Source organism: Kitasatospora hibisci, from assembly GCF_043950205.1.
Classification (GTDB): Bacteria; Actinomycetota; Actinomycetes; order Streptomycetales; family Streptomycetaceae; genus Kitasatospora; species Kitasatospora hibisci.
This window is the reverse complement of the sequence record NZ_CP171642.1, coordinates 1,184,881-1,199,238: the sequence shown is the minus strand read 5'-3', so window position 1 is coordinate 1,199,238 and position 14,358 is coordinate 1,184,881. Positions and strand designations below refer to the sequence as shown.

Genomic DNA, 14,358 nt, shown 5'->3' with positions numbered 1-14,358 from the left:
TCTACGTCCGGCCGGCGCCACTGTCAAGCGGGGGCCGGTGCGGGGCCGCAGGGTGCGAGTGCGTCCCGTCCCCCGGGGCCGCCGCAGCGAGGCCGCGATCCGGGGCGGCGGCCCCGGCGGCCCGCGGCCGCTGAGCCGTCCGGCTCCGGCAGGAGCACGGGCGAGGCCGTGGCGGCCACGGCTACCGGTCGGTGCCGTCCGGGGTCCGGCTGGGAGGGGGGATGCGCAGCACCGGGAGGGCGCAGAGGGCGGCGGCCGCGGTGGCGCAGACGGCGGCCATGGCGAGGACCGTCCACGTCGAGGGGGCGCGGGCGATGCCCGCGCCGATGCCGCTCAGCTCGCCCTGCCGGTCGATGAGCCGGCGGACGAGCGGGACGGCGACGGCCGAGCCGACGGCGACGGTGACGAGGGCGATGACCGTCCCCCGGACGGCGAGCACGACGGCGGACTGGCCCGGGGTCAGGCCGATCGCCCTGAGCAGGCCGAGGTCCCGGCGGCGTTCGTGGAAGCCGGCGGCGGCCGTGCTGAGCAGGTCGACCAAGCCGATGAGGGAGAGCAGGAGCAGCAGGCCGACCACGCTGGCCCGCAGGGCGCCGGGCCGGGTGACCGGGCCGGTCGGAAGGCGGATCTCCGTCTGCCCGGCGAGGCCGGCGCGGGCGGGGAGGTCGCGTTGGACCTCGGCCGGGTCCTGGCCGGGGCGCAGGGTCAGCTGCCAGAAGTCGGGGTGGGTGGGGTCGCCGGGCCGGTCGAGGGTGTCGAAGCCGGTGGACAGGACGCGGCCGCCGTGTTCCGGTTCGAGGTTCCGTCCGACGATGTGCAGGATGCGCGGGGTGCCCCCGGTGGTGAGCCGCACCCACTGGCCGACCCGGGCGCCGAGCAGGTCGAGGGCGCCCTGTCCGGCGACGGCCTCGTCGGTGGCGCGGATCGCCCGGCCCTCGACGAGGGTGTACGGGTACGGAGCGTCGGTGGTGCCTACGGCGCGGAGGGTGAGCGTCGCGGACTGGCCGGGAGCGAGGGCCTGCACCTCGGCGCCCGGATAGACGCGCTGCACGGCGGCGTCGGCGGCCAGCGCAGCGGCGAGCTGCCCGTCGCCGGGCGTCTGGTCGGGGGTGGCGCGGCGGGCGGTGACGGACGGGACGGTGGCGCCGCCGTCGGGCCGGGTGACGGCGTCGAGGGTCGTCCAGGTACTCAGGGCCAGGGTGGCGGCGACGACCGGCACGGTCAGCCGCAGGGCGCTTCCGACCAGGTCCGAGCGTCGGCGCAGGACGCTGCCGAGCCCGAAGGCGAGGGCCGGCGGCAGCCGCCGGAGCGGGCCGAGGCGGACCGGCCGGGCCGTCATGGCGGGCGGCCGGGTGCCGTCCGTCGGGGGTACGGGGGCGACCCGGGCGGCCCGCAGTGCGGGCAGTGCGGCCGCGGCCCCGACGGCGAGGAGCGCGGCGGCGACCACGGCGCCGGTGGTCGCCGTGCCGCCGGGGACGAGCCCGGGGAGCGCGTCGGTCCCGCCGCCGAGGGCCGGTACGGTGTGGACGGCGATCGCGGCCCCGCCGGCGCCGAGCAGCACTCCGGTGCCGGCCAGCAGGAGCTGTTCGGCGATGAACATCCAGGCGACCTGGCCGGCGGTGAAGCCGAGCGCCTTGAGCAGGGCGATGTCTCCGGTCCTGGCCCGGATCCGACCGCCGGCCGCGCCGGCCACCACGAGGGCCGCGGCGAGCAGTGCGGCGAGTCCGCTGAGGCCGAGCAGCAGGCCGGCGAGCCGGTTGTCCTGTTGCCGTGCGGCCCGTGCGTCCAGCCAGGTGGTGATCCGGGAGACCCGCTCGGCGCCGAGGACGCTGACCACCCGCTGGGCCGTGTACCCGGCGTCGGAGGGGTGGGCCAGCCGCAGGCCGAGGGTGAGTCCCTGCGCCGACCGTTCCGGCTGCACGAGGTCGAGCGTGCCGGGAGGGGCCCAGCCGAGGTCGTAGCCGGCGGCCTGGCTGGGCAGCTGGTCGGGGCTGTCCGCGACGCCGACGACCTGGAGGTCGACGGGGCCGCCGTGGGCGTCGAGGACGGTCAGGTGGTCCCCGGGGCGGACCCAGGCGGCGTCGGCCGCGGACCGTTCGAGCACGATGCCGTGGATGTCGTCCGGATCGAGCCAGCGGCCGGAGCGCAGCAGAGGACGAGCCGCGTCCGGCGTGTCGCCGCGCAGCACGAGCGTGGTGCGGCCGGGCGGGCCCGCGTCGGTGGCCCCGTCGGTGCGTCGGCCGACCAGGGTGGTCTCGGCGGTGTGCTGGGACGGTGAGACGGCGAGCACGCCGGGTTCGCCGGCGAGCACGGCGGCCGAGGGCTCGTCGGCGCCGCCCCGGGCGGAAGCGGACGGGCGCAGGTCGATCCGGACGTCGGGTGATCCGGCGGCGTGGAACTGCCGCTGCCACGGGTCGGCGGCGGCGCCGAGCAGCGTGCCGGCGAGCAGGAGGGCGGCGGCGGTGCCGCCGGTGGCGAGGACGATCAGCAGGGCGTGCAGGCGGTGCGAGCGCAGGTCGGCTCGGATCCAGCGGAGGACGGCAGGCACCGGCTCACCCGCCGAAATCGATGATGTCGCGGACCCCGACGGCGCGCCGCGCGGGCGAGGGCTCCTCCACCCGGGCGTCGTCGGCGACCCGGCCGTCGAAGAGGCTGACGACGCGGTCGGCGGTGCTCGCCGCCCTGGCGTCGTGGGTGACCAGCACGATGGTGGTGCCCTGGTCGTGGTAGCGGCTGAGCAGGGCGAGGACGTCGCGGGCGCTGCGGCTGTCGAGGTTCCCGGTGGGCTCGTCGGCGAGGAGCAGCTGTGGCCGGTTGACCAGCGCGCGCGCCAGGGCGACCCGCTGGCGCTCACCGCCGGAGAGCTCGCCGGGCCCGGCGGCGGCCTTCTGGGCGAGGCCGAGGTCTTCGAGGAGTTCCTGCCGGCGTTCGCGGGCGGTACGGCCGGACATGCCGGCGAGCACCGCGGTCAGTTCGATGTTGTCGGCGACGGAGAAGTCGGGGAGCAGGTTGCCGCTCTGGAAGACGATCCCGTAGTGCCGGCGGCGCAGGCGGGCCCAGGCGGACTCGCGCAGGCGGTCCACCCGGCGTCCGTCGAGCCACAGCTCGCCCTCGTCGGGCCGCAGCAGGCCGCCGAGGAGGTGCAGCAGGGTGGACTTGCCGGCGCCCGAAGGGCCGGTGACGGCGACGAACTCGCCCCGGTCGATCCGCAGGCTGACGCCGCGGACCGCCGGTATCAGGGTCGAGCCGCTCAGGTGCGAGCGCACCACGCCGTCGGCGGCCAGCAGCGGTGGTATCGGCTCCGAGCCGGTCACGTGAGCTCCTCCTGGCAACGCTCCAGCCAGTCGAGGTCGGCCTGCAGGTGCAGGACCGCGCCCTCGATCAGCAACAGCGAGGTCCGGTTGCCGCGCTCGGTGGCGGCCAGCTTGTTGAGTCCGCGCATCGTGTTGATGCAGTGCCGGCGCTGGTTGTTGATCAGCGTCAGCTGGTCGGCGAGGTCGGTGCCTTCGGCCAGGATGAGCTTCATGAAGAACTCGTCCCTGACCCGGGGTCCCTCGGTGGGCGCCTCGAACCAGCCGGCGAGTTCCTCGGTGCCCTTCTCCGTGATCTCGTAGACCTTCTTGTCCGGCCTGCCCTCCTGCGTCACCTCGGTGCCGCGGATCAGTCCGGACTTCTCCAGTCGGCTCAGGGTCACGTAGATCTGGCCGATGTTCGGCTGAGGGTACGCCGCGCCGAAGGTCTGCTCAAGCCCCTGCTTGAGCTCGTACCCGTAGGCGGGCTGCCGGGCCAGCAGCGCCAGCAGCTGATGGCGCACCGGGCGTCACCTCTTCCTTCTCGTTCCTGTTCGCTGGTTACACCTCGGTCACACAGTACGGGCAGACGGGTCCCCACCAGCAGGGAGGCCGTATAAAGGGACGTGCGTCGGCGCCCACCCGTGCCGGCGGATCGAAGGAGCTCCATGGACAACCGGCCGCCCACCGGTCCCGACGCGGGTCGACGGCGCGTGGTCCGCGCGCTGGCGGGCGGGGCGGCGGTGCTCGCGGCCGGGGGCGCGTCCGCCTGGTACGGCCTGGTCGGCGGTGCGCAGGCGGCGGGCGATCCGGAGGGCGTCGGGCCGGTCACGCTGGCCACCGGCCGGGACACCACCCGCTACCTGCGCGGGCTGCTGGCCGACTGGAACGCCGAGCACCCGGACCAGCCCGCCGAGCTGGTCGAGCTGCCCGAGGCGGCGGACGAGGTGCACGCCCAGCTCGCCGGCGAGCTGTCGGCCGGCGGGAGCCGCTTCGACGTGCTCAACCTCGACGTGGTGTGGACGGCCGAGTTCGCGGCCAGGCGCTGGACCGTGCCGCTGGACGAGTCGGACTTCGCGCTGGACAGCTTCCTGCCACCTGTCGTGCGGACCGGACGGTACGACGGGCGGCTGTACGCGGTGCCGTTCGTCGCCAACGCCGCGCTGCTGTACTACCGGAGCGACGTGCTGGCCGCCGCCGGTGAGCAGCCGCCCACCACCTGGGCGGAACTGGCGCGGCAGGCAAGGACGCTGGCCCCCGCGCACGGGCTGTCCGGGTACGCGGGCCAGCTGAGCCCCTACGAGGGCCTCGCCGTCAACGCGCTGGAGGCCATCCGCTCGGCCGGCGGGGACCTGCTGGCCGCCGACGGAACCGTGGTGGTCGACAGCCCGCAGGCTCTGGCCGGGCTGGAGTTCCTGGCCGGGGGCGTGCGCGACGGCTGGATCCCGCCCGAGGTGCTCGGCTACCAGGAGGAGGAGTCCCGCGCGGCCTTCGGCCGGGGCGGCCTGCTCTTCCTGCGGAACTGGCCGTACGTCTACCACGCGGTCGGCGCCGCCGGGTCCCCCGTGGAGGGACGGTTCGGCGTGGTGCCGCTGCCGGGCCCGCACGGGCCCGGCAGCGGTGTGCTGGGCGGCTCGGGCCTGGCGGTCAGCCGGTTCTCCCGGCGCCAGCGCACCGCCCGGGCGCTCATCGGCTACCTGACGAGCCGGCGGGCGCAGCGCCGCGTGCTGACCGACGGCGGGCTGCCGCCGGTCTGGGCCGACCTCTACGCGGACCCGGACCTGACGGCCCGGTTCCCGTACCTGCCCGTGCTGCGCACGGCGATCCTGGCGGCCGGGGCGCGCCCCGGCGTGCCGCAGTACCAGCAGCTGAGCCTCGCGTTCAGCGAGACGGCGTTCGAGGTCGTGTCGGGCCGTCGGACCGCCGAGGCGGCGCTGCCCCGGCTGGCCGCGGAGCTGCGCGCCATCGTCGGCTGAGTCGACGCCGAGGACGGCTGCGGGCGGTTCAGCCCCTGCCGGGCGAGCTCCCTACCCGCTAGTACCTAACATGTATCTATCCCGGATCGGGCATCCCTTCTCGTAACTCCCGGGAAACAGCATCAAACAAGGGCTTAACAGCGGCTGCATCTGCCTGCTATACCTAACGCGAATGCATAACCGTTGGAGTAGCGAGATGCCCAACCCCACCCTCCCCGACGGCGACGCGGTCACCCTGCCGCGCGCTCGTTCGCACGCCCCCACCGCCACCCCCACCGCCCGCGCCTGGTGGCGCGACGCCGTGATCTACCAGATCTACGTGCGCAGCTTCCGTGACACCGACGGCGACGGCGTCGGCGACCTCGCCGGCGTCCGGGAACGACTGCACCACGTGCGGCAGCTGGGCGCCGACGGCGTCTGGCTCAACCCGTTCTACGTCTCACCCCAGCACGACCACGGCTACGACATCGCCGACCACTGCGCCGTCGACCCGGTCTACGGAGACCTCGCCGAGTTCGACCGCCTGGTGACGGACTGCCGGCTGCTCGGCCTCAAGCTGGTCCTGGACGTCGTCCCCAACCACTGCTCACGTGAGCATCCGTGGTTCCAGAAGGCGCTGGCCAACGGCCCCGGCAGCCCGGAGCGGGCGCGGTTCCACTTCGCCGACGGGCGCGGCGAGGCCGGGGAGCTGCCGCCCAACAACTGGCGGGCCATGTTCGGCGGCCCGGCCTGGACCAGGGCCACCGAGGCCGACGGCCGGGCCGGCCAGTGGTACCTCCACCTCTTCACCCCGGAGCAGCCCGACTTCAACTGGCGCAACCCCGACGTCGCCGCCCACTTCGAGGAGGTGCTGCGGTTCTGGCTCGACCGCGGCGTCGACGGCTTCCGGATCGACGTCGCGGCCGGGCTGTACAAGCACCCCGAGCTGCCGGACTCGCCCGACCCGGACGTGGACGAGCGCACCCGCGACTCGGTCAACCCGCTGGCCTGGAACCAGCCGGAGGTGCACGAGGTCTGGCGCCGCTGGCGCGCGATCTGCGAGGAGTACACCGTCCGCGACGGCCGGCAGCGGCTGCTGGTCGGCGAGGCGTCCGTGCCCACGCCGGCCGAACAGGCGCTGTACGTGCGCCCGGACGAACTGCACCAGGCGTTCTTCTTCCACCTGCTGCACGCGCCGTGGGACCTCGCGCACTTCCACCGGGTCATCGACGACGCCGTGCGGGACATCACCGCCACCGGGTCGACGGTCACCTGGGTGCTCAACAACCACGACCAGGTCCGCACGGTGAGCCGGTTCGCGGGGGAGGACCCGGCCTCCGGTCCGGCCCGGGCCAAGGCCGCCGCCCTGCTGATGCTGGCCCTGCCCGGGGCCGCCTACATCTACCAGGGCGAGGAGTTCGGACTGCCCGAAGTCCTCGACCTGCCGGACGAGTCGGTCACCGACCCGATCTTCCGCCGCACCGGCAGCCGGACCGGGATCCGCGACGGCTGCCGGATACCGTTGCCCTGGTCGGGCGCCGAGGCCCCGTTCGGCTTCAGCCCGCCGGACAGCCCGGCCGCGCCGTGGCTGCCGCAGCCGGCCTCGTTCGCCGCCCACACGGCCGAGCGGCAGCGGGTCGACGCCGGCTCCGTGTTCCACCTGTACCGCGCCGCCCTTCAGCTGCGCCGTGAACTCCCGCAGCTCGGCGAGGGCACGCTGCGATGGCTGGAGACCCCGCCCGGCGTCCTCGCGTTCGTCAGGGGCGAGGGCCTGGTGTGCGCCGTCAACTTCGGGGACACCCCCGCACCGGCTCCGGTCGTCGGCCCGCCCCTGCTGGCCAGCGGCCCGTGCGATGACGGCGTCCTGCCGCCCGCAACTGCCGCCTGGTGGGTCAACACCACCGCCGTCAGCAGTATCTGACTGTTCATCACATCACAAACCCCGCCACCCGCCTCACGGAAGAAGACTCGACGATGAGACTCCGCAACGCTCTTCCCGCCCTGACCGCCTCCGTCGTGCTGGCCGCCACCGCCACCGCCTGCGGCAGCGGGGGAGGCGGCACCGCCGTCGACTCCGCCACCCAGGAGCTCAAGGGGCAGACCCTGACCGTCGCCGCCGTGTGGAGCGGTACCGAGCAGGAGAACTTCAAGAAGGTGCTGGACGCCTTCACCGCGAAGACCGGCGCCACCGTCAGCTACACCTCCACCGGCGACAACCTCTCCACCGTGGTCGGCAGCAAGATCGAGGGCGGCGACCCGATGGATGTGGTCATGGTCGCGCAGCCCGGCGTGATCAAGCAGTTCGCGGAGAAGGGCTGGCTGGCGCCGCTCTCGTCCGCCGTCACCGATGCCGCGAAGAAGGACTACGCCAGCATCTGGTCCAGCCTCGGGACCGTCGACGGCACCCAGTACGGCCTCTACTTCAAGGCCGCCGACAAGTCGACCATCTGGTACAGCCCCACCGCCTTCCAGAACGCCGGCGTCCAGCCCCCGGCCACCTTCGACGACCTGCTGAAGGTCGGCCGGACGCTCTCCGACTCCGGCACCCCGGCCTTCTCGGTCGGCGGCCAGGCCGGCTGGACCCTCACCGACTGGTTCGAGAACGTCTACCTCTCCCAGGCCGGCCCCGAGCTCTACGACAAGCTCACCCGGCACGAGATCCCGTGGACCGACCCGTCGGTCCTCAAGGCCCTGACCACCCTCGGCAAGGTCTTCGGTGACAGGCAACTCGTCGTCGGCGGGGGGCAGGGCGCCCTGCAGACCGACTTCCCGACCTCTGTCCAGGACGTCTTCGGAGCGCAGCCCAAGGCCGCCATGACCCACGAGGGCGACTTCGTCGGCGGTGTCATCGCCTCCGAGCTGAAGAAGCAGGTCGGCACCGACGCCAAGGTGTTCCCGTTCCCGGCCGTGGACGGCGGCAAGGCCCCGGTGATGGGTGCGGGCGACGCGGCGGTCGTCCTCAAGGGCGCCAAGCACCCCGAGGCCGCGCAGAAGTTCGTCGAGTTCCTGGCCGGCCCCGAGGCGGCGACCGTCTGGGCCAAGGCCGGCGGCTTCATCTCGCCCAACAAGGCCGTCGACCCCTCGGTCTACCCCGACGACACCACCCGGCAGTTCGCCAAGTCGGTGATCGACGCCGCCGACACCTTCCGCTTCGACATGTCGGACCAGGCCCCCGCCGCGTTCGGCGGCACCGCTGGCCAGGGCGAGTGGAAGGACCTCCAGGACTTCCTCGCCAACCCCTCCGACGTCCACGGCGCCGCGGCCAGGCTCGAAGCCGACGCCGCCAAGGCCTACAAGGGCTGATCCACCATGTCCCTGCGCTCACCCCGCAGCGGCCGGGCATCCGGTGGCGCCCTCCGGCGCCACCGGGGCCTCGCCCTGCTCTTCGTCCTCCCCGCCCTGCTGCTGCTCGGCGCCCTCGTCGTTTACCCCATCGGCTACTCGGTGGCCCGCAGCCTCTTCGACGCCTCCGGCCATCGCTTCGTCGGACTCGACAACTACGGCACCGCCTTCACCGACCACGCCACCCTCACCGCCGTGCGCAACAACGCGATCTGGGTCGCCGTCGCCCCGGCACTGGTGACCGCCGTGGGCCTGGTGTTCGCGGTGCTCACCGAGAAGATCCGCTGGGCCACCGCGTTCAAGCTGCTCGTCTTCATGCCGATGGCGATCTCCTTCCTCGCCGCCGGGATCATCTTCCGCACGGTGTACGACGCGGACCCGCAGCGCGGCGTGCTCAACGCCGCCGCGGTCGCCGTCCACGACACCTTCACCGACCGGCCGACCTACCCGGGCGCCCACCCGCGCCCCGGCGGCGGCCTCGACCAGGCCCGGGACGGCGACGTCACGGCGCCCGCCGGCACGCACGTCGTGCTGCTGCCGCTGGTCGGCGTGCAGCCCGGCGCGCTCCCGGCCGCCGCCCGGACGGCCCAGGAGCCGGTCGGCGGCGACGGGGTCAGCGGCACGGTGTTCCTGGACTTCGTCCCGGGCGGCGGCGGCCACCCCGGCAGGCCGGAAGCCGGGAAGAAGGGCCTGCCCGGCGTCACCGTCCAACTCCGGGACGGCGGAAGGACGGTCGACACCACCACCACCGCCGACGACGGTACCTTCCGGTTCGCCGCCTCCCCGTCCCCCACCACGTCGGTGGTCATGCCGGCGGCGAACTTCGCCGCCCCCTACCGCGGCGTCGACTGGCTCGGACCGGCGTTCATCACCCCGGCCGTCATCGGCGCCTACATCTGGATCTGGGCCGGCTTCGCCATGGTCATCATCGCCGGGGGCCTCGCCAACCTGCCCCGCGAGACCATCGAGGCGGCCAGGATCGACGGCGCCGGCGAATGGCAGATCCTCCGCCGCATCACCGTGCCCCAACTCGCCCCGGTCCTCGGCGTGGTGTTCATCACCATGGTCATCAACGTGATGAAGATCTTCGACCTCGTGTACATCATCGCGCCCGGGCCGGTGCAGCAGGACGCGAGCGTGCTCGCGCTCCGGCTCTACCTGGTCTCCTTCGGCGGCGGCAACGACCAGGGCCTCGGCAGCGCGCTCAGCGTCCTGCTGCTGCTCCTCGTCGTCCCGGTGATGCTCCTCAACGTCCGACGCTTCCGAGGGAGCCGCGCATGACCACCACCCGGACGGCCCCGTCCGCCCCCACCACCACCGTGCCCGCACCAGTGACGGCCGGCCGGCCCGCCCCGGCGCTCACGACCCGGCTCGCCGCCCTCACCCGAAGCGGCCTCGTCCAGGCCGTGCTGACCGTGGCCGCCGTCGCCTGGCTGGTGCCCACCGTCGGCCTGCTGGTCTCCTCGCTGCGCCCCAAGCAGGTCGCCGCCACCGGAGGCTGGTGGACGGCACTGACCGAGCCCGCCCAGCTCACCCTGCAGAACTACACCGCGCTGCTCGGCGGCGGCGACGTCCCCAAGGCGCTCTGGAACACCGTGCTCATCAGCGTCCCGGCGACCCTGCTGACCGTCGCCCTCGCCGCGGGCGCCGGCTACGCCTTCGCCTGGATGCGCTTCCCGGGCCGGGACGCCGTCTTCCTCGGCGTGGTCGGGCTGCTGGTCGTCCCCGTCCAGGTCGGGCTCATCCCGGTCGCCAAACTTGAGGGCGCCGTCGGGTTGTTCGGCACGATCCCCGGTGTCGTGCTCTTCCACGTCGGCTACGGGCTGCCGTTCGCCGTGTTCCTGATGCGCAACCACTTCCTGGAGATTCCCGCCGAGCTCCTTGAGGCGGCGCGGATGGACGGCTGCGGGGAGTGGCGGATCTTCCGCGCCCTCGCGCTGCCGCTCGCCGCACCGGCCGTCGCCTCGCTGTGCATCTTCCAGTTCCTCTGGGTCTGGAACGACATGCTGGTCGCGCTGATCTTCGCCGGCAACGACTCGCAGCCGCTGACCGTCTACCTGCAGTCCCAGATGCGGCAGTTCGGCAGCAACATGGACATCCTCGCACCCGGCGCGTTCCTGTCCCTCCTGGTCCCCGTGGGGGTGTTCCTCTGCTTCCAGCGGTTCTTCATCCAGGGAGCGATGGCCGGATCCGTGAAGTGAGACCGGTGGGCGCGGCGACGACAGACGGCCCCGGGGCCGGGTGTTGCCCCATCGCCGGGCACACCCACCGGCGCCCCGGGTGACACGGGTGACACGGGTGGCCGGCGCCGGGCCGGTGGAGGTGCCCGAAAGTGCACTTGTCGGTCGGGCCGCTTGGCCCGGTGGTTCGGCGGGTGGTCGAATCGTTCCGTGCGTTCGGGCCGGTCGGCCCGGACGGCGTCCGTCCGTTCCGGCCACTCGTTCACCCGGGAGAGGCATGTCCCCGTCGTCCGACCACCGCAGGACCGTTGCCGGCGTCGTGGCCCTCACCACGCTCGCGATCTCCTGCGGCTGGGCCACCGCCGGCAGCTCCGCCGCTGCGGCGGGCAGGGTCCTGTGGACCCCGAGCACCGCAAAGGGCCCGTCCTCCTTCGCCGCCGTGCAGTGCGCGTCGGGCGGCTTCGGCGTCGTCAAGGACTCCGCCAAGGGCAGTGTGTGGCGGGCGTTCCAGGCCGCGGGCGAGGAGCGCTGCGAGACGTTGAGCCCCGACCTGAAGCAGGGCGACACCTTCTACCTCGGCTGGTCGTCCAAGGTGGACATCAAGGACGCGAACAGCCGCTACGTCTTCCAGCTCAAGTGCTCGCCGAGCACCGACACGGCGAACCACCCGATCGAGATCGACGCGACGGCCGGGCGCATCCGCCTCCAGGAGTGGGACACCGACCACGTCGCGCACACGCTGTGGACCGCGCCGACCGCCAACAACCGGTGGCACTCCTACGCGTTGAAGATCCGTCTGGGCCGCACCGACGGCACCATCGACTTCTGGTTCGACGGTGTGAAGCAGACCTTCACCACCGGCTCCGGCACCTTCAAGGGCACCACCTGGGACGGGAACCGCAACTACCTCAAGTGGGGTTCGTACCACCTCTCCTCGGGGGACGCGACCAACACCTTCACCAGCCCGGTCATGGCGACCACCCTGGAGGCCGCCACCGCCGGCTCGTGAGGAGCAGCGGCCCGACGGACCGGCCGGGGGCGCCGGCGGCCCCGGTTCCGCCCCGGCCACTGCCCCCGGACCGGTGGCGCGCCCGGGCCGCGACGCGCTGTCATGAACCATGCATCTCACCCGACCTGGGGAACAGGCCATCCCCGCAGAGACCAACAGCCTCGTCGGACGGAGCCGTGAACTCGCCCGGGCCCGCCGCTTACTCACCCGGTCACGGCTGGTCACCGTCACCGGACCGGCCGGGATCGGCAAGACCCGCCTCGCCCTGCGCACCGCCCGGGACCTGCAACCCGCGTTCCCGGACGGCACCCGCCTGATCGACCTCGCCCTCCTCCAGGACGGCGACCGGCTCGCCCAGACCCTCGGCCTGGCCCTCGGCGTCGACCACGAGGCGACGACCCCCGACCCGCTCACGCCGCTCGTCCGCCACCTCGCCGACCGGCACCTGCTCCTGGTCCTCGACAACTGCGAACACCTCACCGAGCAGTGCGCACCGCTGATCCACACCCTGCTCACCACGGCTCCCGGTCTCCGGGTCCTGGCCACCAGCCGCCACCGGCTCGGCGTCTACGGGGAGCACATCCTCGACCTCCCACCCCTGGCCACCCCCGACGCCGAGCACCTCCCGCGGCCCGACGCCCTGACCCGCTACGCCGCGGTCCGGCTCTTCGTGCACAGGGCGCGGGCGGTCCTCGGCGGATTCCCGCACGGCGAGGACGAGTGGACCGCCGCCGGTCACATCTGCGCCCGGCTCGACGGCATCCCGCTGGCCATCGAACTGGCGGCGTCATGGATGCGCGTCCTTCCGGTCCGGCAGATCCTGGACCGGCTCGACGCCTGCCCGCACCTGCCCACACCGACCGGCGGGGCCGTGCCGGAGCGGCACCGCACCCTCCACGCGGCGATCGACTCCAGCCACCACCTCTGCACGCCCCGCGAACGGCACCTGTGGACCGCCCTGTCCGTCTTCCGCGGCGGCTTCGACCTCGCCGCGGCCGAGGCGGTCTGCCACGGCGAGGACCTGCCGCGCCACGCGGTGCTCCGCACACTCGCCGCACTCATGGACAAGTCCGTCCTGACGCGCGAACAGCACTCCGGGGAGCCCCGCTACCGGATGCTGGAGACACTCCGCCACTACGGCCTCGCCCGGCTGCGCGAGCAAGGACGCGAGGCGGACACCCGGCGGCGCCACCGCGACCACTACCGCGACCTCGCCGCCCGCGCCGAAGCCGACTGGTTCAGCCCCCGGCAGAGCGCCTGGTTCGCCCGTCTGCGCCAGGACCACGCCAACATCCGCTCCGCCGTCGAGTTCGGCCTCACCTCACCCACCGAGGCCCAGGGGGCGCTCGAACTCGTCGCCGCCCTCTGGAGCCACCGGTTCGGGCACGGCTGTCTGGAGGAGGAACGGCACTGGCTCGACCGCACCCTCGTCCTCGGCACCACGCCGACCCCCGCCAGGGCCAAGGCCCTCTGGGCCGACGGCTGGCTCGCCCTCCTGCGCGGCGACGCCCCGACCGCCGCCGTGCGCCTCGCCGAGTGCCGGGCCATCGCCGACCGCGTCGACCACGGCCCCACCCACGCCCTCGCCGACCAGCTCGCCGGCCTGAGCGCGCTGTTCCGGGACGACTTCGCCCAGGCCGTCGAGCTCCTGCACCGCGCCCTCGACCACCACACCGCGACGGGCGACCCGGGAGCGCAGTGGACCACACTCTTCCTGCTGGCCGTCGCCTGCACCCTGGCCGCGGACCCCCGCGCCCGCCACTACGCGGACCGGGGCCTGGCGCTCTGCGACACCCACCACGCCCAGTGGTCCCGCCGGTACGCCCTGTGGGTCATCGGGCTGCAGCGCTGGCTCGTGGCCGATCTCGACGGCGCCCGCGCCGCGCTGAAGGACGCCCTGCGGGTGGAGGAACCCGGACACAACCTCTTCGCCACGGCCCAGACCCTGGAGGTTCTCGCCTGGACCGCCGCGCAGGCCGGCTCGGCCGGCGACGGCGCCGTGCTGCTGGGGGCGGCCCAGGCGGTGTGGGAGCGGATCGGCGTCGTGCCCCGCGCGCTCGGCCGCCTCCTGAACCACCGCGACGCCTGCCGCACTCTCCTGCGCCGGCACCTCGCCGAGGAGCAGCTGGCGGGGGCCGAGCGAACCGGCGCCGAGATGTCCCTGGCGCAGGCGGTCGCCTTCGCCCTGGACCGGGAGCCGGCCCCGCCCGCCGAGGTCGCGCCCGGCCGTTCGCCCTTGACCGCCCGGGAACAGCAGGTCGTCGACCTCCTGACCGAGGGGCTGACGGACAAGCAGATCGCCGCCCGGCTGGTCCTGTCTCCGCGGACCGTCGAGGGCCACGTCCAGCGCGTCATGACCAAGCTCCACGTCAGCTCCCGGCTCCAGATCGCGGCCTGGGCCTTCGGCCTTCGGGCCGCCCCCCGCTGAACCCCCGGCCACCGCCTCCGGGCCCCGCCCCGGGGGCCACCGCCCCCGGCGCCGCGGTGCACCGGCCCGACCGGTCGCGTGGTTGTACGCGACCGGTCGGGCGGGGGCGAGCACGTGGTTCCACGCTGTCGCGCACCGGCCCACTGCCCCGAAG

General features: G+C 73.9%; 10 protein-coding genes. 7 read left to right on the top strand and 3 right to left on the bottom strand.

What is annotated here, in order from left to right; all coding sequences use genetic code 11:
* Nucleotides 1-181: 181 nt before the first annotated feature.
* Genes ACF9IK_RS05170 through ACF9IK_RS05160 form a run of 3 tightly spaced genes read right to left on the bottom strand, consistent with a single transcriptional unit; the run spans nt 182 to nt 3,814 of the window.
* A complete protein-coding gene (locus ACF9IK_RS05170; RefSeq protein ID WP_395293044.1) occupies nt 182-2,548 on the bottom strand; it encodes an FtsX-like permease family protein in 2,367 nt (788 codons plus the stop codon).
* A 4-nt stretch (nt 2,549-2,552) separates the two neighbouring features.
* A complete protein-coding gene (locus ACF9IK_RS05165) occupies nt 2,553-3,314 on the bottom strand; it encodes an ABC transporter ATP-binding protein (protein WP_395293043.1) in 762 nt (253 codons plus the stop codon).
* Nucleotides 3,311-3,814, bottom strand: coding sequence for a PadR family transcriptional regulator (locus ACF9IK_RS05160; protein ID WP_360217492.1), 504 nt, complete (start codon nt 3,812-3,814; stop codon nt 3,311-3,313). The genes ACF9IK_RS05165 and ACF9IK_RS05160 overlap by 4 nt, the downstream gene beginning before the upstream one ends.
* Nucleotides 3,815-3,958: 144 nt before the next feature.
* Between ACF9IK_RS05160 and ACF9IK_RS05155 the strand changes: the two genes are divergently transcribed.
* The 7 genes from ACF9IK_RS05155 (at nt 3,959) to ACF9IK_RS05125 (ending at nt 14,204) form a co-directional block, all read left to right on the top strand.
* On the top strand, nt 3,959-5,266 hold the full coding sequence (locus tag ACF9IK_RS05155) for an ABC transporter substrate-binding protein (RefSeq protein ID WP_395293042.1): 1,308 nt from the start codon (nt 3,959-3,961) through the stop codon (nt 5,264-5,266).
* A gap of 196 nt (nt 5,267-5,462) precedes the next feature.
* Nucleotides 5,463-7,166 carry a glycoside hydrolase family 13 protein gene (locus ACF9IK_RS05150; protein WP_395293041.1) on the top strand — a complete coding sequence of 568 codons (1,704 nt, stop codon included), beginning with the start codon at nt 5,463-5,465 and terminating at the stop codon, nt 7,164-7,166.
* 53 nt (nt 7,167-7,219) lie between these two features.
* Nucleotides 7,220-8,548, top strand: coding sequence for an ABC transporter substrate-binding protein (locus ACF9IK_RS05145; RefSeq protein WP_395293040.1), 1,329 nt, complete (start codon nt 7,220-7,222; stop codon nt 8,546-8,548).
* Between the two features lie 6 nt (nt 8,549-8,554).
* Entirely contained in the window at nt 8,555-9,868 is a 1,314-nt protein-coding gene (locus tag ACF9IK_RS05140; RefSeq protein ID WP_395293039.1) for a carbohydrate ABC transporter permease, read from the top strand.
* A complete protein-coding gene (locus ACF9IK_RS05135; RefSeq protein WP_395293038.1) occupies nt 9,865-10,788 on the top strand; it encodes a carbohydrate ABC transporter permease in 924 nt (307 codons plus the stop codon). The genes ACF9IK_RS05140 and ACF9IK_RS05135 overlap by 4 nt, the downstream gene beginning before the upstream one ends.
* A 256-nt stretch (nt 10,789-11,044) precedes the next feature.
* Nucleotides 11,045-11,776: a hypothetical protein gene (locus tag ACF9IK_RS05130; protein WP_395293037.1), complete on the top strand. Its 732-nt coding sequence runs from the start codon at nt 11,045-11,047 to the stop codon at nt 11,774-11,776.
* A gap of 109 nt (nt 11,777-11,885) precedes the next feature.
* Nucleotides 11,886-14,204: an ATP-binding protein gene (locus ACF9IK_RS05125; protein ID WP_395293036.1), complete on the top strand. Its 2,319-nt coding sequence runs from the start codon at nt 11,886-11,888 to the stop codon at nt 14,202-14,204.
* Nucleotides 14,205-14,358: the final 154 nt, after the last annotated feature.